Origin of the sequence: Levilactobacillus wangkuiensis (genome assembly GCF_016861605.1) — a bacterium.
Classification (GTDB): Bacteria; Bacillota; Bacilli; order Lactobacillales; family Lactobacillaceae; genus Levilactobacillus; species Levilactobacillus wangkuiensis.
The window spans coordinates 63,619-80,326 of sequence record NZ_BOLM01000012.1 but is presented as its reverse complement, the minus strand read 5'-3'; the positions used below and the strand labels follow the sequence as shown (position 1 = coordinate 80,326).

Annotated in this window: 15 protein-coding genes; 4 read left to right on the top strand and 11 right to left on the bottom strand. The window is 49.3% G+C overall.

All coding sequences use genetic code 11. From position 1 onward, the window contains the following. Window positions 1-82: 82 nt before the first annotated feature. The 8 genes from JUF13_RS09700 to JUF13_RS09665 form a co-directional block, all read right to left on the bottom strand. Window positions 83-802, bottom strand: coding sequence for a WxL domain-containing protein (locus JUF13_RS09700; protein WP_203639495.1), 720 nt, complete (start codon window positions 800-802; stop codon window positions 83-85). 37 nt (window positions 803-839) lie between these two features. After that, window positions 840-1,541 carry a WxL domain-containing protein gene (locus JUF13_RS09695; RefSeq protein WP_203639493.1) on the bottom strand — a complete coding sequence of 234 codons (702 nt, stop codon included), beginning with the start codon at window positions 1,539-1,541 and terminating at the stop codon, window positions 840-842. Window positions 1,542-1,560: 19 nt separating this feature from the next. Continuing rightward, a complete protein-coding gene (locus tag JUF13_RS09690; protein WP_203639490.1) occupies window positions 1,561-2,007 on the bottom strand; it encodes an LPXTG cell wall anchor domain-containing protein in 447 nt (148 codons plus the stop codon). A gap of 578 nt (window positions 2,008-2,585) precedes the next feature. Continuing rightward, window positions 2,586-3,251 (bottom strand): WxL domain-containing protein, encoded by a 666-nt coding sequence (locus tag JUF13_RS09685; protein ID WP_203639488.1) that lies wholly within the window; start codon window positions 3,249-3,251, stop codon window positions 2,586-2,588. 556 nt (window positions 3,252-3,807) lie between these two features. Continuing rightward, a complete protein-coding gene (locus JUF13_RS09680) occupies window positions 3,808-4,518 on the bottom strand; it encodes a class A sortase (RefSeq protein ID WP_203639486.1) in 711 nt (236 codons plus the stop codon). A gap of 571 nt (window positions 4,519-5,089) precedes the next feature. Beyond that, window positions 5,090-5,341, bottom strand: coding sequence for a type B 50S ribosomal protein L31 (locus JUF13_RS09675; protein ID WP_125765486.1), 252 nt, complete (start codon window positions 5,339-5,341; stop codon window positions 5,090-5,092). 101 nt (window positions 5,342-5,442) lie between these two features. Beyond that, window positions 5,443-6,729 carry a UDP-N-acetylglucosamine 1-carboxyvinyltransferase gene (gene murA, locus JUF13_RS09670; RefSeq protein ID WP_203639484.1) on the bottom strand — a complete coding sequence of 429 codons (1,287 nt, stop codon included), beginning with the start codon at window positions 6,727-6,729 and terminating at the stop codon, window positions 5,443-5,445. Window positions 6,730-6,855: 126 nt separating this feature from the next. Next, window positions 6,856-7,392 carry a TetR/AcrR family transcriptional regulator gene (locus JUF13_RS09665; RefSeq protein ID WP_203639482.1) on the bottom strand — a complete coding sequence of 179 codons (537 nt, stop codon included), beginning with the start codon at window positions 7,390-7,392 and terminating at the stop codon, window positions 6,856-6,858. A gap of 320 nt (window positions 7,393-7,712) precedes the next feature. On the opposite strand from JUF13_RS09665, the gene JUF13_RS09660 reads away from it, so the two are divergent. Then, the gene (locus JUF13_RS09660; RefSeq protein WP_203639480.1) at window positions 7,713-10,043 is read left to right on the top strand and encodes an ABC transporter ATP-binding protein/permease; all 2,331 of its coding nucleotides are present in this window, start codon (window positions 7,713-7,715) and stop codon (window positions 10,041-10,043) included. Window positions 10,044-10,537: 494 nt separating this feature from the next. Here the strand turns inward: JUF13_RS09660 and pyrG are convergent, their stop codons facing one another. The 3 genes from pyrG to JUF13_RS09645 form a co-directional block, all read right to left on the bottom strand. Beyond that, window positions 10,538-12,145, bottom strand: coding sequence for a CTP synthase (gene pyrG, locus JUF13_RS09655; RefSeq protein ID WP_125765482.1), 1,608 nt, complete (start codon window positions 12,143-12,145; stop codon window positions 10,538-10,540). Between the two features lie 165 nt (window positions 12,146-12,310). Further along, window positions 12,311-12,961 (bottom strand): DNA-directed RNA polymerase subunit delta, encoded by a 651-nt coding sequence (rpoE, locus tag JUF13_RS09650; RefSeq protein ID WP_203639478.1) that lies wholly within the window; start codon window positions 12,959-12,961, stop codon window positions 12,311-12,313. A 44-nt stretch (window positions 12,962-13,005) separates the two neighbouring features. Further along, the gene (locus JUF13_RS09645; RefSeq protein WP_125765480.1) at window positions 13,006-13,446 is read right to left on the bottom strand and encodes a YwiB family protein; all 441 of its coding nucleotides are present in this window, start codon (window positions 13,444-13,446) and stop codon (window positions 13,006-13,008) included. A gap of 212 nt (window positions 13,447-13,658) precedes the next feature. Between JUF13_RS09645 and JUF13_RS09640 the strand changes: the two genes are divergently transcribed. Genes JUF13_RS09640 through JUF13_RS09630 form a run of 3 tightly spaced genes read left to right on the top strand, consistent with a single transcriptional unit; the run spans window position 13,659 to window position 16,687 of the window. Further along, complete coding sequence (locus tag JUF13_RS09640) at window positions 13,659-14,492, top strand: lipoate--protein ligase family protein (RefSeq protein ID WP_203639476.1); 834 nt, start codon at window positions 13,659-13,661, stop codon at window positions 14,490-14,492. A 15-nt stretch (window positions 14,493-14,507) separates the two neighbouring features. Next, window positions 14,508-15,872, top strand: coding sequence for an HD domain-containing protein (locus JUF13_RS09635; protein WP_308439871.1), 1,365 nt, complete (start codon window positions 14,508-14,510; stop codon window positions 15,870-15,872). A gap of 2 nt (window positions 15,873-15,874) precedes the next feature. After that, a complete protein-coding gene (locus tag JUF13_RS09630) occupies window positions 15,875-16,687 on the top strand; it encodes a Cof-type HAD-IIB family hydrolase (RefSeq protein WP_203639474.1) in 813 nt (270 codons plus the stop codon). The last annotated feature ends 21 nt before the right edge of the window (window positions 16,688-16,708 follow it).

Here is a 16,708-nt window from a genome sequence, read left to right as displayed (position 1 = left end):
CACAGGTCTTCAAGAACATGCATCCGGTTATGCTTACGCCTTACTGTCCTGTGTTGCACTTGATTTGACAATTGGGGCATTTTTAATGTAGTGAGTCAGTCAAGGTCCACGTCATCACACCTGTATAGGTCTGTGTCTCGGAGACGTGACTGCCGTTTACTAACAATTTTGTTGGTGCAGTGGTGTCGTAGTTCAAGCGATAGATCCAGGTTCCTAGTCCAGTACCGGCATCGGCCTGTCCGACCTTGGCCATCTCACCCAGGGGTAACCGGGTCGTACTGGCCGTGGTGACATGCGGATACTGACTAACGGTCGCGCCGGAAGCCAGAAACTTGGTCACACCCATTTCAACTGAGGCACCGTCACCATAAATCTTCTGGTTGTCCGATTGCCCCGTCAGAACGCTCGGTGTCAGCATCAATTGCCAACCATCACCGGTGTACCGCCGATCACTGACCTGAACAAAGGCCCGATTATTGGTAGCCGTGGCGGTAATTAAACCGTCCGCATAACTATTCTCATCAAACACTAGGTTCGACGCATAATCAATGGTCAAATCTCCGGTCGACCCGGTCCCTTTGTTGTCAGGATCAAGGGTATCACCCGGGAACTCACCGCCAGACCCGTCTGGATCTTTGGGGCTAACCGGCTTAGAGGTATCGCCACCCACTAAAGTCACTTTAGCAGTCGTCGTTTGATCTCCGCCACCGCTTCTAGCGTTAGCTTGAGCTGTCGCTGTTGCACTCATGGTGAACGTTGCGAGGGCTAACGAAGCCACTACAACCGATGTCCATCTAGTCACTGCGCAGCCCCCCTTTTCATTCTAGACTGCTGAGCGATTAAGCTTGAGGGGTGTTATTCAAAGTCCAAGTTAAGGTTGACGTGTATGAACCCTTAACGTTACCAGCAGGTACAGTCAAGTTAGCCTTGGAGAAAGTATCAGTCCAAGTACCAACACCGCTACCTTTAGCAGCGTTGTAAACAGGAACATTTTCAGTACTTTCCGTGTTCAAGGAAAGTGCGTTGGCATCTGCGTTACCTTGTAACGTAACACCAGCATCAGTCCCACTGTCCTTAGAAGCCAGTGCCGCATTAGTGAAGTTAATCTTCCCACCTTGGATCATGGATGCAGTACCAGTTTGGGTTGAGTCTGTATTAGCCATCTTGGTGTTAGAAACTTGAACCGTCCAACCACTGGCAGTACCAGGGTCAACAACGGTAACGGCACCGGCCTTAGCAGTTTTGTCATGTGAATCAGTCCCATTAGTTAAAGTCCCGTCCAAATCAAGTGCCGTCGTCCCATCTAAAGTACCACCAGCAAAGCTAACATCAGGAGCTGAAGTGATTGCCAATGAACCGGCAACGTTACCGCCATCGCCATCACCATTGTCGCCAGCACCCTTGCTATCCAAGGTTACCTTAGCAGTCGTTGAAACAGAACCAGTACCAGAAGTAGCATCGGCATTAGCCGTTACAGTGGTGAATCCAAGCCCAGCAACCAATGCAGCAGAAGCTAATAATTGTAAAGTTTTTTTAGTCATAATGAAAATCTCCCTCAACTTAATTTTGTTGTTTTCTTCTTTTAACTAGAATTCCAATCCAAGCTAGCAGTAACAAGATGATGCCTGCTAATGTGCTAAAGCCGAACCACACTTCAGATGTTTGTGGCAACCGACCCGCTAAAACATGGTGTGATACCTGTGAAGCCTGCGTAGCCTTACCATTCGTAGGACTAACGGTCGCCCCTTGACCACCGTTAGTATTCGTGGTGGGTGATGTTGATGAGCTCCCAGAATTGTCGTTTCCAGTCACTGTATCGCCATCATTACCATTGATAGTGGCTCCCGCACCGCCGCCAGTCACATTAGATGTGCCTGTTGCCGGCGGCTTGGTTAACGCTACCGAATAGTGTGATTGCTGAACATCATCCGCACGAGCAGTTGTTGGCATTCCCCAACCGACGATCAGCAGGCTCAGTACCAGCAAACCTAAATCTCGTAATCGCATCGCTGTCCCATCCTCACGTCCTTGTTCCTTGTCACAACTACAACACTTACCTAAATTATGAAACTTATATGAAGCTATCTGATGAATTCATCTGATTACATAAGTTATAATAGCACCGTTTTGAACTTTTGTCCACAATTAATCATCTGTGGTAACAAACGTTTTTATAAAAAGTATTGTTAGGGGTGTATAAACGATTAGTCAATTCACCAACGATCTATTGAATTCCTATTCAGTCGGTCTATATTAGGTTTGTTGATTCGTTAATTGGTTAGTAGTTTGTATCCCATTTCTACGTGATTGTCTAATTTGTTTTATCCAATTGTTATTGTTTTACACCCATTAACTAAAAGCATATGTAAAATGGCTGCTGGTTTCTCTACTTCAGCTATCTTTTACAGGTAATTTTCAGCTAAAAACACTCGAGTGATATAACTTCATTGATCAAAACAATCTTCTCAATCCAATTTAAAAGACAACGATTAACTGTAATCCCGGCAATCACGCAACTTCATCTGAAAAAAGCGCAAATAAAAAAGACGACCTCTCAGTCGTCTCATAAAACAAATTCATTTAGATTAAGCTAATGGTGCGTTCTTCAAAGTCCAAGTTAAGGTTGATTCGTACTTACCAGCGACTGCTGAAGCAGGGATATTCAAAACTGAATCCTTACCAAAGTTTGCACTGAAAGTCCCAATACCTTGCTTAGCAGCGGCATTCATAACTGATTGAGCACTAGTCGCAACACCAGTATTAATAGCTACCCCATTGAAGTTATCACCAGTAACTGAGTCAGTTGCAGCGCTAACAGTGGCAGTTGTGTCGTTGCTGGTATCTTCCGTAGTGAAATCTGATTGAACTGCAAGAGCCTTCTCTGAAGCACTCTTCAAGTCGTAAGATCCACCGGCAAGTTTGTCGTCACCCGAAGTCATTGCAGTACCGTCAACAGTCACGGACCAACCAGTATTAGCCCCAGCGTTCTTAACAACCAAATTGTTAGCAACACCCAGAGTAGTCGTATCCTTGGACCCAGTCAAAACCTTGTCACCAAAAGTTAATGTTGGCACTTGAACCAAGCTAACACCACCGGCACCGTTAGGATCAGCAGTTAAATTAACGTTAGCCGCGGTAGTCCCAGTAGTTGCACCAGCAGCAACATCCGCGTTGGCGGTCGTCGTTGAAGCCAAGCCCAAACCAGTCAGTGCAGCAGCAACAGCAACGAAACCCAAAGTCTTCTTAAACATATTTATTATCCCCTTTAAGCCTTTTGGCTAAATATAAATTTCTGTCAACATTGGCTGATCTTCGTTCAACTACCTCGCGGGATTACCCTAGTTAATCATGTTCCCCCAACGTGCGGTGGTTTTCTCTGTATCAACCTTACAAGGATATAGTACATCATTTTACGTTCTTTGTCCACTCTTAATCATCTGTGGGGAGAATAACTAATTCGGTAATTCTTTCATGCACGATTAATTGATTTATACCATGTTTGCTATTACAATTAAAATGCCTATGTGACAATGTTTGTAGGCACACTTATCAATGAAAACAGTTTACATTTTATGGCATTTTTCCGGAATTTGCTAACTATTTTTGTTTTGTTTTATAGTATACGATATCTTTAGTTACTATTGGGCACCCTATGTACTATGCACTCTAAACCCTTGATACGTCTAGATTGTGCGCCAATTACCCGTTTGACGCGATTTTTTTTAAAATATTTTTAAAAAAATTCAAAAAAAGTAAAAAAAATCAGCGTTTTCTGCTTTTTGGACAGAAATCACTGATTTTTTACCCTTATTTGTTGTTAAAACCACCATGGAACCCTTTTTGCACGGAACTTGGGGCATCCTTGTAGGCCATCTGCTTCATGTATTTCCCCCGAATCATCAACCGGTTCGCCCCAGTCGCGTCACAGGTGATCAGGGTGACCAGCTTTTGCTTCGTCTGGGCAACTACGCCCACGTCCGTTGCTGGAATGAACTTACGAACGCTGACCTTGTAAACGAAGACGGTCTTAGCATTGGTCAGGTAGATCATCTGGCCGACCCGGGTCTTCCAATACAGGGGGCTGAATAGAATCGACTGGGAGGACATGTGATGTCCCGCCAATGGATAGTTGCCCTGGCCCATCTTCTGGTCCGGCCGCATGGTCCCCGCCGTCAGCGCTAGGACCTCATTGCTAACGCCCTTGGCAATCGGCAAATGAATCTTCGACTGTGGCATCAGGATTTCCCCCACCACGTGGATGTTCGCCGTGTTCCAACGGGCATTGGCTACCGTTGAGAAGTCCAGTGACTTCACCTTGCTGAAATCATACGAGGCCTTCTTTTTCTCGTTGTTCTGAACGGCCTTACGCGTGATCTTAGGTTGATAGGAAGAAATCAACCAGTTTTTAATTTGTTCGTTAAAGATTAAGCCCAGCGAAATGACAATCAGGAGGACAAACAGCGTGCTCCATAACCATCGCCAACGACGTTTTGGCTGCTGCTTCTTTTTGTCTGCCATAATTAGTTACTCCAATCCCCAAATAATTCGGTCTCTACGACTTTGAATTCTACCCTTTTTACTAACAAAAACAAAGTCTGAGGCTCGACGGTGTCAGAAAATTAACAAATTCATTCGGAAAATGACGACGGTGGGTAGGTCCACAGGCTCTTCTGAGCGTCACTACGCGGTTTTTCTAGTGCTTTACAAGATTATTCATAGGAGACCACAGAACGTTGTGTTGGGCTTGTGGGTGGGTTTTAGTGGGCTGTTAAGCCGGCTGGTCAGTTTGTGGAAGGTAATCAGCCATTTTCTCCCTATAGCGGATACCCGATTTCGACTGGTATTTGTTCTGTTTTGACACGCTGCCTGGTTATGTGATGATACTTGTTCAACCCGCTAGTCTGACTCTCGCTATTCTATCCCGATCCTGGCGGCCTCCGAAACGTGCTACGCGAGCCAGGTCCCTGCGCTTAACCCCGACTAAGTAATGCTCAGGACCTAAGCGGCTCGCTCCGCACTCTTTTCTTCTACAAAAAACCGGCCACGGGGATAACCCCGTAACCGGTAAGACAAATCATAAATTTTATAATTAGTCGTTGGATAAACCGTACTTCTTGTTGAAACGGTCCACAGCACCATCGGCTTGAGTAAACTTTTGCTTACCCGTGTAGAATGGGTGGGAATCAGAAGTAATTTCGACACGGATCAATGGGTAGGTGTTGCCGTCTTCCCATTCAACCGTTTCGTCAGAAGTTGCCGTTGAACCAGATAAGAACTGGAAACCAGTACTTGAGTCTTGGAACACAACTTCGTGGTAATCTGGGTGAATTCCTTGCTTCATAATGTAATACGCTCCTTTGCCCTGATCCATTGACTGAATCAGAGATTGATTTTAATCGTCAACCGTTGAATTATAACATGAAAACGACATAGCGGCAATGGCTAATCTTGGCCGTTTTCCACTAAACTGTCATCAACGATTTCTACATCGGCGTTTAATGCCGTTAATTTTTCAACAATTCGGTCATAGCCGCGCAAAATATTATCTGCCTGGCTAATTTCCGTGTCACCATCGGCCATAAGCCCAGCAATCACCAGGGAAGCGCCGGCGCGGATTTCTCCCGCCTGAACGTCGCTCCCAATCAAATCATCACTCGGGTCGACCACGATGGTGCCCTCTTCAGAACGAATGTGGGCGCCCATCTTCCGCAACTCGGCAATGTGCTTGATGCGTTTGGGATAAATGGTATCAATGACTACACTACTGCCATCCGCCTTAAAGAGTAACGGCGTGATTGGCTGTTGGAGGTCGGTCGCAAATCCCGGGAACGGCATCGTCTTGACCTGAATCGGCTTCAAGTCCTCAGACCGTGGGACGTAAATGCTGTCTTCGTTGATTTCCAACGGCACACCCATTTCAATCATCTTGGCCGTGAAAGCTTCCAAATGTTCTGGAATCACGTTTTTGACCACGACACCATCGCCAACGGCCGCAGCCATTGACAGGTACGTCCCGGCTTCGATACGGTCGGGAATAATCGTGTGCGTGTTCATGGCCCGCAACGTTGGGACCCCTTCGATCCGAATGACATCGGTCCCGGCCCCACGAACATGGGCGCCCATGTTATTCAGGAAGGTCGCGATATCAATAATTTCCGGTTCCTTCGCCGCGTTTTCAATTACCGTGGTTCCCACGGCCTTGACCGCTGCGAGAATCGAGTTGATCGTTGCGCCGACTGAGACCATGTCCAAGAAAATCCGTGCGCCGTGTAACCCCTCGGGACCCGTGGTGATGCGCACCGTGCCATCATGCTCGTCAACCGCCGCACCCAGCGCCTTAAACGCTTTGATGTGTTGGTCGATTGGCCGTGGCCCGATGTTATCGCCGCCCGGGAAGCTCAGCGTGGCCCGTTGGAACCGCCCCAACAAGGACCCCATAAAATAATAAGACGCGCGCAAGCTCTTGATGGCCTTGCTCGGAAGTGGTGCTTCAACGATTTCCGTTGGGTCAATGGTGAGGACCCCATCTTCAAACGTGGAGTGCACGTTCATTGATTTCAAAATTAACATTAAGTTGTGCACATCAAGGATATCCGGAACCATGTCAAAACGAACCGGTGTATCAGCTAAAATCGCTGCCGGAATCAATGCCACTGTGCTATTTTTAGCGCCGCCGATCGTCACTTCTCCAGAGAGTGGTCGGCCGCCGTGAATAATCATTTTCTTCATTGTGATGTGTTCCTCACTTAATTTATCTTCCATTGTAATTCCATACAGTCAGATACCATGATAAATAATACCGGGCAAAAAGACAACTGTTTCCCGGTATTTCGGGCAAATTGTAATATTTGGCAGCTACAGAACTGCATCCCGCATCTCCGATAGGTTCTTGGCTAGTATGGTGTTGATAATAATTTGCGTTAATTGGTGTGGGGTCTCGGGCATGCCGTCCTTGACCCACTTTTTAAGGATACTTTGCAAACCGGCGCCAATATAGGCCCCCTGGTAGTCATCGATCAACGGTGGCTCCGGGCCCGTGCGCCGCATTAAGGCCTGCATGCGTTCGAGCAGCTTGGTCTTGCCCTCAACAAAGACGAGATTACTGAGCTTTTTATCCTCGTAAAAGGCCGTTAACAGGTGTTCCAAGGCCGCGGTCGGTGTCGACTCTTCCAACGGCTGTAACCCCGTCACAAAGGCTTTCTCAATGCTGGCCACGCAGTCATAAATGTCGGTGTAATACCGGTAGAACGTGGTTCGATTGACATCGGCCTTGGCGCAGACCTCCGTCACAGAAATGGCGTTGATCGGTTTATTTTCCAACAACCCCAGCACGGTTTCTTGAATGATCTGCTGGGTGTATTGGGCCCGCCGATTGTTTTTCACACCAGCCATGAATTCTCACTCCTATTGCACAACGCGCTACTGCCGCAACGACTCACCCCATCCCCAGTCATCGAAATTTCAAGGAGACATTACGTGCCGAAAGTGGGCACTTTATGGTATGGTAAAAGCCAGCTAATTGCTGTCGTTGTCATGTATACAACATTTTCATAAATTTTGTTGTGTTCACGACAAATCCGTCGATATTGACGGTTGTCACGACCACAATTTATTTTTATGCTATTAGACACGGTGTTGCATTAATGTTTATTTTATCAGAAAAATAGCCTGAGCAACAGCCGAAAGCCAAAATATGGAAGGATTATTTTAAAATGCTGGAACTAAAACATATTAAGAAATATTACTACGTGGGTGATTCCGTCACGAAGGCCCTCGACGACGTTTCCGTGGCGTTCCGTTCACAGGAGTTCGTCGCCATCCTCGGTCCCAGTGGTTCCGGGAAGACGACCATGCTGAACGGCATTGGTGGCCTGGATATTTACGACTCCGGGGACCTTGCCATTGAGGGGAAATCCACCAAGGACTTCTCTGAAGCCGATTGGGACGCCTACCGGAACAATTCCGTCGGGTTCATTTTCCAAAGCTACAACATCATCAGCCACCTGAGCATCCTGGACAACGTGGAAATGGGGATGACGCTGAGTGGCGTCTCCAACGCCGAGAAAAAGGAAAAGGCGCTAAAGGCCCTCGACCGGGTCGGCCTGTCCGACCACATCAACAAGAAGCCGAACCAACTGTCCGGTGGGCAACTGCAGCGGGTCGCCATTGCGCGGGCCATCGCGAACGAGCCCGAAATTCTGTTGTGTGACGAACCAACCGGTGCCCTGGATACCGAGACCAGTGAAGAAATCATGCAGCTGATCAAGGAACTCTCCGCGGAACGGCTGGTCATCATGGTGACGCATAACCCTGACCTGGCCCGCCAATACGCCGACCGGATCATCGAATTTGCCGATGGGAAGATTCAACACGATTCCAATCCCTACGACGAGCACACCGACGCCCAACAATTTGAATTGAAGAAGACCCGGATGACGTTCTGGACGGCCTTGAAGCTGTCATTTAACAACATTCGGACCAAGAAAGGCCGGACCGCGCTGACCGCCTTCGCCTCCAGTATCGGGATCATCGGGATTGCCATCGTCTTGGCCCTCTCCAATGGGTTCCAGGCGCAAATCAACAAGACGCAAGCGAACACACTGGCCCAGTTCCCCGTCACCATTTCACAGACGGCCACGAGTACCACGGGGCAGTCCAACGATACGGTCAAGGCGAACAACAAGAAGGTCGTCACGGCCAAGATCAGCCAACAAGACAAGGCGACCCACACCAATAAGCTTACCAAGAGTTACTTAAATTATGTTAAAAATCTGGATACCAAATTGAGTAAAAACGTCACGTACACCTACTCGACCGGGATGAACCTCCTGCGCCAAGTCAACGGGAAGACAAAGACCGTCTCCTTCTCCAACGTTGATAACAGTGGCTCCAGCAGTGCCAGCGCCATGCAAACGGCGATGAGTGCCTCGACCGGGGTCGGCGGTTCCGTTTACCCTAGTGCGAACGATGGTGGGACCAACTTCCTGAAGAAACACTACAAGCTGGTGTCCGGGACCTATCCGAAGAGTGCCAACGACGTCATCTTAATCGTTGACCGCGATGGCTCCACCAACATCAATGCGTTGAAGAACCTGGGATACACCGTGAAGAACAACCAGACCTTCGACTACAACAAAATCGTTGGCACCAAGATGAAAATCGTGAACAACAACGACTACTACCAAAGCTTACCAACTGGGAACTACCTGCCAAACAAGGCCACCAACTCCCTGTACAACAACAGTAATAACACGACCCTCAAGATTGCGGGAATTGTGAAAGTTAAGGCGAAGTCTTCCGAAAACGTCTTGGCTTCTGGGATTGCTTACAGTGATAAGTTGACCCAGAACATCATTAAAGACAATAAAGATTCCAAAATCGTTAAAGCGCAAAAGAAGGCTAGCGATAACGTCATGACGGGTCAAACTGTGGATAGCACGACCAAGAAATCCTTGATCAGCTACCTCGGTGGCTCCACCACACCAGCTAGCATTTTAATCTACCCCAACACCTTTAAGAACAAGGATAAGGTGTTGACGTACTTGGACAAGTACAACAAGGGTAAGAGCAAGTCCGATAAGGTGGTTTACACCGATATGGCCGGGACGGTTTCCAGCTTGACCGGTGGGCTGATGGATGCCATTACCTACGTGCTGGTCGCCTTTGCGGGGATTTCGCTGGTAACCAGTATGATCATGATTGCCATCATCACCTACACCTCCGTTCTGGAACGGACCAAAGAAATCGGGATTCTGAAAGCCTTAGGGGCCCGGAAGAAAGATATCACCCGAGTCTTCGATGCCGAAACGTTCATTCTCGGTGTCGGTTCCGGTGTGCTGGGTGTCGTCATCGCCTGGCTGTTGACGTTCCCAATCAACATTGTGTTGAAGAACATCACCGACCTGAGTAACGTGGCCCACCTCAACCCCGTTCACGGTATCGTGCTGATTATCATCAGTACCGTCCTGACGATGCTGGGTGGTCACATCCCAGCTCGAATGGCGGCGAAGAAAGATGCCGCTACCGCCTTACGTTCTGAATAAATTTAGCGGTAAATTTAAAACTGCGTCACTCTCGTTTTTGGGAGTGGCGCAGTTTTTTGTTGTGCGGTGTGTGTGTGGTTGTGGATAGTCTTGGGGATAAGTGCTCGCACTTGGGGATAACGTGTTGCGTTTGGCTAGTTTTGGGGAGTTGTTCACAGGTGGGTGTTTATAACTTGCTGGAGATACTGGCATAAACCGTTAACTTTGCTCTCGCCATTATGTCCGGAAACTTGCGGCTTCTGAAACGCGTTACTACCGGGCAACTGGTTCCGCTTAACAAAAAGTGGGCTCCAAGCCGGCCCTGCTGTTACTGATAATACTGGCGTAAACCGTTAACTTTGCTCTCGCCGTTATGTCCGGAAACTTGCGGCCTCTGAAACGTGCTACACAGGGCAGGTCCCTGCGCTTAGCAAAAAGAGGGCTCCAAGCCGGCTCTGCCGACTTGAAACCCTCTTCTCGCTAATGCTCAGGACCTAACCGCCCTGTTCCGCACTCTAATCCTTAACTTCCTTACTAGCTGCCGCGATGAAGTCCCGGAATAACCCTTCTGGACGTTCTGGTCGTGACAAGAATTCTGGGTGGTATTGGGCTGCCACGAAGAACTTCTTCTTTGGTAATTCAATGACTTCTACCAAGTGGTCGTCAGGTGAGGTTCCTGAGAAGACCAGGCCCTTGGCTGCCATTTCTTCACGGTATTGGTTGTTAAATTCGTACCGGTGACGGTGACGTTCCTCAACCATTGGTTGGTTGTCGTAAGCTGCGGCAGCGACACTGCCTGGCTTCAGCTTGCAAGGGTACAGACCCAACCGTTGGGTCCCACCCATTTCGTGGACGTCGGCTTGGTCGGCCATCAGGTCAATGATCTTGTGCGTCGTGCTTGGGTCCATTTCAGTGGAGTTGGCATCCTTGTAGCCCAGAATATCGCGGGCAAATTCGATGCTGGCCACTTGCATCCCTAGGCAAATCCCTAAGAATGGCACGTCTTGTTCCCGAGCATACTTGATAGACGTGATCATGCCTTCGATTCCGCGGTCACCGAAACCACCAGGTACGATAATTCCATCAGCGTCGCCTAACATGTCTTGCACGTTGTCCTCGGTAATCTCTTCGGCGTCAATCATCTTCAAATCAATGTTGGCATCTACTGGGTAACCCGCGTGTTGTAAGGCTTCGTCAACGGAAATGTAGGCATCATGCAACGCCACATATTTCCCGACCAAAGCAATCTTGATGGTCCGCGTTAAGTTTTGCATGTGGTCGACCATTGCGGCCCACTGGGTCATGTCTGCCTTAGGAGCCTTGACTTGGAAATGATCCAAGACGATTTGGTCTAACCCTTGGTCTTGTAACCGCAAAGGAATCGAGTAGATGGTTGACACATCCATGGATTCGATGACGGATGATGGCTTCACGTCACAGAACAACGCAATCTTCCGCCGCATCTCGTCGGTGATTGGGGCTTCGGTCCGGACCACTAAGATGTTTGGTTGAATCCCGATGCTCCGTAATTCTCGAACAGAATGTTGCGTAGGTTTAGTCTTCATTTCGTGAGCCGCGTGCAGCGTTGGGACCAGCGTCGTGTGAATGTAAACCACGTTCTCGTCGCCAACTTCTGCCTTCATTTGCCGAATGGCTTCCAGGAAGGGTTGTGATTCGATATCCCCAACGGTCCCCCCAATTTCGGTAATGACAAAGTCTGCGCCCAGCGTCTTACCAGCGCGCATAATCTTTTCCTTGATCATCCCAGTGATGTGTGGAATGACTTGAACCGTCGCGCCTAAGTAATCGCCACGCCGTTCCTTTTCCAAAACTTCCGAATAAATCTTACCAGTCGTCACGTTAGAATATTTGTTCAGGTTGTTATCGATGAACCGTTCGTAATGGCCTAAGTCCAAATCTGTTTCGGTCCCATCGTCGGTGACGAAGACTTCCCCGTGTTGGTAGGGATTCATCGTACCGGGATCCACGTTAATGTAAGGATCGAATTTTTGAATGGTCACGTTTAAACCACGGTTTTTTAACAACCGTCCTAGGGAAGCGGCCACAATCCCCTTACCTAGTGATGAAACCACGCCGCCAGTCACAAAAATATATTTGGTCATGTGCAAACTCCTCGTAAGATTATTTAGGGTCGGAAAACTATAAAAAAAGCTCCCTATCCATTGCGAATAGGGAGCTTACCGTCCAGTTGTCCTCACTACAAGTAGCAAGGAGCCCAAAAAATATGATACCTGCTTTTGAGCAGGAGGTCAAGCAAAGTTCAGAAATTATTTCTGTTCTTCGTCGTCTTCTTCATCATCGTCTTCATCGTCATCGGCGGAGAAGTCGAGATTCTCGTCATCGTCGTCCGGTGCTTCCATTTGGGAAAGCTGGTCTTCGATACCGTCCGGAATTTCTTCCGTGTCATCTTCTTCATCATCGTCGTCGATGCCTAAGCCGGTCTGGAGCTTGCCCAGATCTGGCGCCGTTGAACCGGTGGTGTCATCGTCATCATCGTCACTGTAAGTGCTGGTGGTGTCGTCATCTTCCGGATCATCATCGTCGTAATCGATCACGTCATCGTCATCGGTCGTATCAGCCAAGAAGGCGTTAACCTTCTTCCGCTTCTTACGCTTAGGTTGATCTTCATCTTCCTCGGCGTGAACGGTGGCTTCATCGATGGATTCAAACGGATACCAAGTTCGCAGTCCCCAAAGGTTATCACCCAGAGAAATGAAACTACCATCGACATTTAAATCCGTATAGAATTGGGACAGCCGGTCACGAATTTCTTCGTCGCTGTCGCCCAAATATGATTGGACGGCGTTAGCCAAATCGGCAAACCCCATCACGTCGCCGTGCTGAGACAAAATGGCGTGAGCAACTTCGATCATTGATAATTCCTTTTTATTCTGGCCCTCAAAGACTTTTAATTCCAAACTGGTGCACGTCCTTTCCACAGTCTACGAAATATGATACTCGTTTATGCCGTAAATTGCAATCGAATCTTGTAGTTTCCGACCAGATCATCATTTGCGTAGAGTAAATAATCAATTTTAACGTTGCCACTAAACGGTTTTTCCTTAAAACTCGTTTCCAAGTAAGGGGTGACCGTTTCAATCGGCATCATGCCATAGGGCGTGTTATACCGGGCCGTGACCCGCTTGCCACTCACAAAGTGCAGGCGTAATTCTGCCTCGGCGTTCCGCGTCAAATGCACGTCACCTTCCGGGGTAAACTTCATGGTCACGGGTGTTTGTTCACCGGTCTCTTTGTTGGGCTCTAAGTACCGTAAGTACAGGTTGTGCCCCATCTGGACTAACTGACCATCCACATCCAAGCGGTAGTCGGAAACGTCCTGGTCTTGCTTGATGTGCGTCTCCAAGTGAATCATGACGGGCACGCCCGTAGATAATTGATCCATTTGCACACTTCCTTTCCGCGAATTGTCTGGGTTAATTATAGTTCATTTTCAGCGGAAAGCCTACCAATTATCTTGATTTCCTGTTCCGGACAGTTTTCCACTGCCCGCGCCGGGATTAAGCCCCACGTAAGAACTGGTCCGGACCATGACGGCGCAAGCGTTTTCTAGTATAATGAGAGGTTGAAGATACTGAACGAAAGAAGGCGGGCGCCATGTTTCCCTTTGACCTCCCCACAGATACGATTCAAACCGTGACCACACCGATCCCGGCTGATAATAAAAATCAAGCTTTTGGTTACACCAATGCGCTCCTAGACCTGGTTGTTGACCTTCAGGAGCCCATACTGCACTTCTGGACCATGCAGCCGACCGTTATCATGGGACTGAAGGATAAACGGCTTCCCGACCTGACAGCCGCTGTCAGCGCAGTTCAGGCCCATGGCTACGATTACGTGCTCCGCAATTCTGGCGGCTTGGCCGTCGTCAGCGATGCCGGGGTACTAAACGTCTCGCTGTTTGCCCCGCTGACCATACCACCGATTAGTGTGGAAGCGGCCTACGCGCAAATGACCACGCTGGTCGACGCTGCCTGGCCAGAGCTCACATTGAAGCACTATGAAATTACGCGGTCCTACTGTCCAGGCGACTACGACCTGAGCGTCGACGGTCATAAGATTGCCGGAATCGCCCAACGACGGAGTCCCCATGCACTGGTCACCATGCTGTATCTGGGCGTGAATGGGGATCAGCCCGCCCGTGGTCAACTGATTCGGGACTTTTACCAGGCGGGACTTGGGAATGCCGAGAACAAATGGGACTTCCCCGACGTCGACCCTGACGTCATGACCACAACTTCAGCATTACTGCACCAAGACTTAACCGTCGCCGATGCTGAACAACGCTTCATCACCGCGGCGGAATCGGCCGGCCTGCACGTCGGTCGTGAAAAGCTCGCCACTTTGATGGCCACGCCTAAATTCACGACAGCGCTCGACCATGCCACGGCCCAAATGGTCCGCCGCCAACCACGGCTCACTTCAAACTAGCAAGGAGGAATCAGTGTGACTTATGCCCAACAACGGCTCCCCCGGGAGAAAGTTTTCCGGGATCCCGTGCACAACTACATTTACGTGCAACATCAAATTATTCTCGACCTGATCAATACCCGCGAGTTCCAGCGGCTACGTCGTATCAAGCAATTGGGAACCGCCTCACTGATTTTCCACGGGGCGGAACATTCTCGCTTCACGCACTCGTTAGGGGTTTACGAAATCACCCGACAGATCTGTGATAATTTCCAACGCAATTACCCGACCAAGACACCCGGAGATGGCGGTTGGGATGACAACGAGCGGCTGACCGCGCTATGTGCCGCGCTACTGCACGACATTGGCCACGGCCCGTACTCCCACACCTTTGAACATATTTTCCATACCAACCATGAAGCCATCACCGTTGAAATCCTGACTTCACCGGAAACCGAGGTCAACCAGGTGCTCCGCCGGGTTAGTCCAACCTTTCCTGCCGAGGTCGCCAGTGTGATTCAAAAGACCTATCCCAATCCCCAGGTCGTCCAAATGATCTCCAGTCAGATTGATGCTGACCGGATGGACTACCTCCTGCGAGACGCCTATTACACGGGCACCCAATACGGGACGTTTGATCTGACCCGGATTCTGCGGGTCATGCGGCCCTACAAGGACGGGATTGCCTTTGCCATGAACGGGATGCACGCGGTTGAAGACTACATTGTCAGTCGTTTTCAAATGTATCAACAGGTCTACTTCCACCCGGTTTCTCGGTCCATGGAAGTCATCTTGGACCACCTCTTGGGGCGGGCCAACGAACTGTATCAAGCAGACGAAACGGATGAAAGCTTCATCCCCCATTTGCTCCTACCGTTCTTCAACCACGAATTTGATTTGCAAGATTATTTGAACCTGGACGACGGTGTCTTGACGACCTACTTCATCCACTGGCGCCAATCCCCAGACGAGATTCTGGCCGACTTGGCCCACCGTTTCCTCGACCGCAAGCCTCTAAAGAGTGCTGAATACTCAGAGGCCACCAAGTCGCTGTTACCGCAGCTCCGCCAAATGATTCGTTCCGTGGGCTTTAACACGGACTACTATACGGCCACCGATAACAGTTACGACCTACCTTATGATGATGCCTACGATCCGAAGATGACCTACCCGTTGACCCAGATTGAATTGCAGGAACCCGATGGCACCTTGCTAGAACTGTCCACGGTTTCCGACCTAGTCAACGCTATTCGTGGCAAATTCTCGGGTGACCAACGGTTCTTCTTCCCTAAGGAAATGTTGAACCCTGGCAACGATGCCCCCGAGCTCTTCCAGCCCATCTATGATGAATTCGGCACCTACATTCAGAACAACCAATTGATTCGACCCAAGGAGTCCTAAGCATGACGGTTAAACTCATTTCACTCGATATTGATGGTACCTTACTTACACCCAATAATAAATTAGCGCTCTCCACCATCGACGCTATCAAAGCAGCGACCGCTTCCGGAATCAAGGTCGTTCTCTGCAGTGGTCGCCCCCTCGCTGGGGTGCAGCCTTACTTAGAGATGCTAGATTTAATCGGTGACGACCAATACGTCATCACCCATGATGGTGCCTCGATTCAAACCACCAGTGGGCAACCACTGATCACCCACTCGCTCAGCTTAAACGACGCTGAACGTCTGGCCGACCTGGCTGATCAATCAGAGGTCCATTACCATCTGATTACCCCCCAAGCCATTTACACGCCTAATCGGCCGGCCAGTGCCTACTCAATTCGTGAGAGTCGGCTGGTCCATTTGCCATTAAACTACCAACCTGCCGATAAGATTCCCGCTGGGGAGGACCTGCTGACCTTCGTCTACATTGACGAAAAGGACGTCATTGACCACTTCGAGCAAGCCTTACCACCTGCACTGCATCACCAGTTTTACGTGGTTCGGACCGACCCCCATTTCATCGAGGTCCTTAACCACCACGTTAGCAAGGCCGCGGCCCTCACGGAACTCGCCAACCGGCTGAACATTACCGCTGACGAAACCATGGCTATCGGGGATGGCGAAAATGATTTGCCAATGCTCCAGGCCGCCGGCTTAGGCGTCGCCATGGGTAACGCCACCGCAACGGTACAAGCCGCAGCCGATGCCGTTACCAGCAGTAATGCCGAAGACGGCGTGGCAAACGCCATTTTGAAATACGCACTATCACTTTAATTACCTAAAGGAGACGCATCC

Bases quoted from the DNA above. Each gene is read 5' to 3' on its own strand.
- JUF13_RS09695 (WP_203639493.1), bottom strand. From the start codon at position 1,541: ATGACTAAAAAAACTTTACAATTATTAGCTTCTGCTGCATTGGTTGCT.
- JUF13_RS09690 (WP_203639490.1), bottom strand. From the start codon at position 2,007: ATGCGATTACGAGATTTAGGTTTGCTGGTACTGAGCCTGCTGATCGTC.
- JUF13_RS09685 (WP_203639488.1), bottom strand. From the start codon at position 3,251: ATGTTTAAGAAGACTTTGGGTTTCGTTGCTGTTGCTGCTGCACTGACT.
- JUF13_RS09680 (WP_203639486.1), bottom strand. From the start codon at position 4,518: ATGGCAGACAAAAAGAAGCAGCAGCCAAAACGTCGTTGGCGATGGTTA.
- JUF13_RS09675 (WP_125765486.1), bottom strand. From the start codon at position 5,341: ATGAAGCAAGGAATTCACCCAGATTACCACGAAGTTGTGTTCCAAGAC.
- murA (WP_203639484.1), bottom strand. From the start codon at position 6,729: ATGAAGAAAATGATTATTCACGGCGGCCGACCACTCTCTGGAGAAGTG.
- JUF13_RS09665 (WP_203639482.1), bottom strand. From the start codon at position 7,392: ATGGCTGGTGTGAAAAACAATCGGCGGGCCCAATACACCCAGCAGATC.
- JUF13_RS09660 (WP_203639480.1), top strand. From the start codon at position 7,713: ATGCTGGAACTAAAACATATTAAGAAATATTACTACGTGGGTGATTCC.
- pyrG (WP_125765482.1), bottom strand. From the start codon at position 12,145: ATGACCAAATATATTTTTGTGACTGGCGGCGTGGTTTCATCACTAGGT.
- JUF13_RS09645 (WP_125765480.1), bottom strand. From the start codon at position 13,446: ATGGATCAATTATCTACGGGCGTGCCCGTCATGATTCACTTGGAGACG.
- JUF13_RS09640 (WP_203639476.1), top strand. From the start codon at position 13,659: ATGTTTCCCTTTGACCTCCCCACAGATACGATTCAAACCGTGACCACA.
- JUF13_RS09630 (WP_203639474.1), top strand. From the start codon at position 15,875: ATGACGGTTAAACTCATTTCACTCGATATTGATGGTACCTTACTTACA.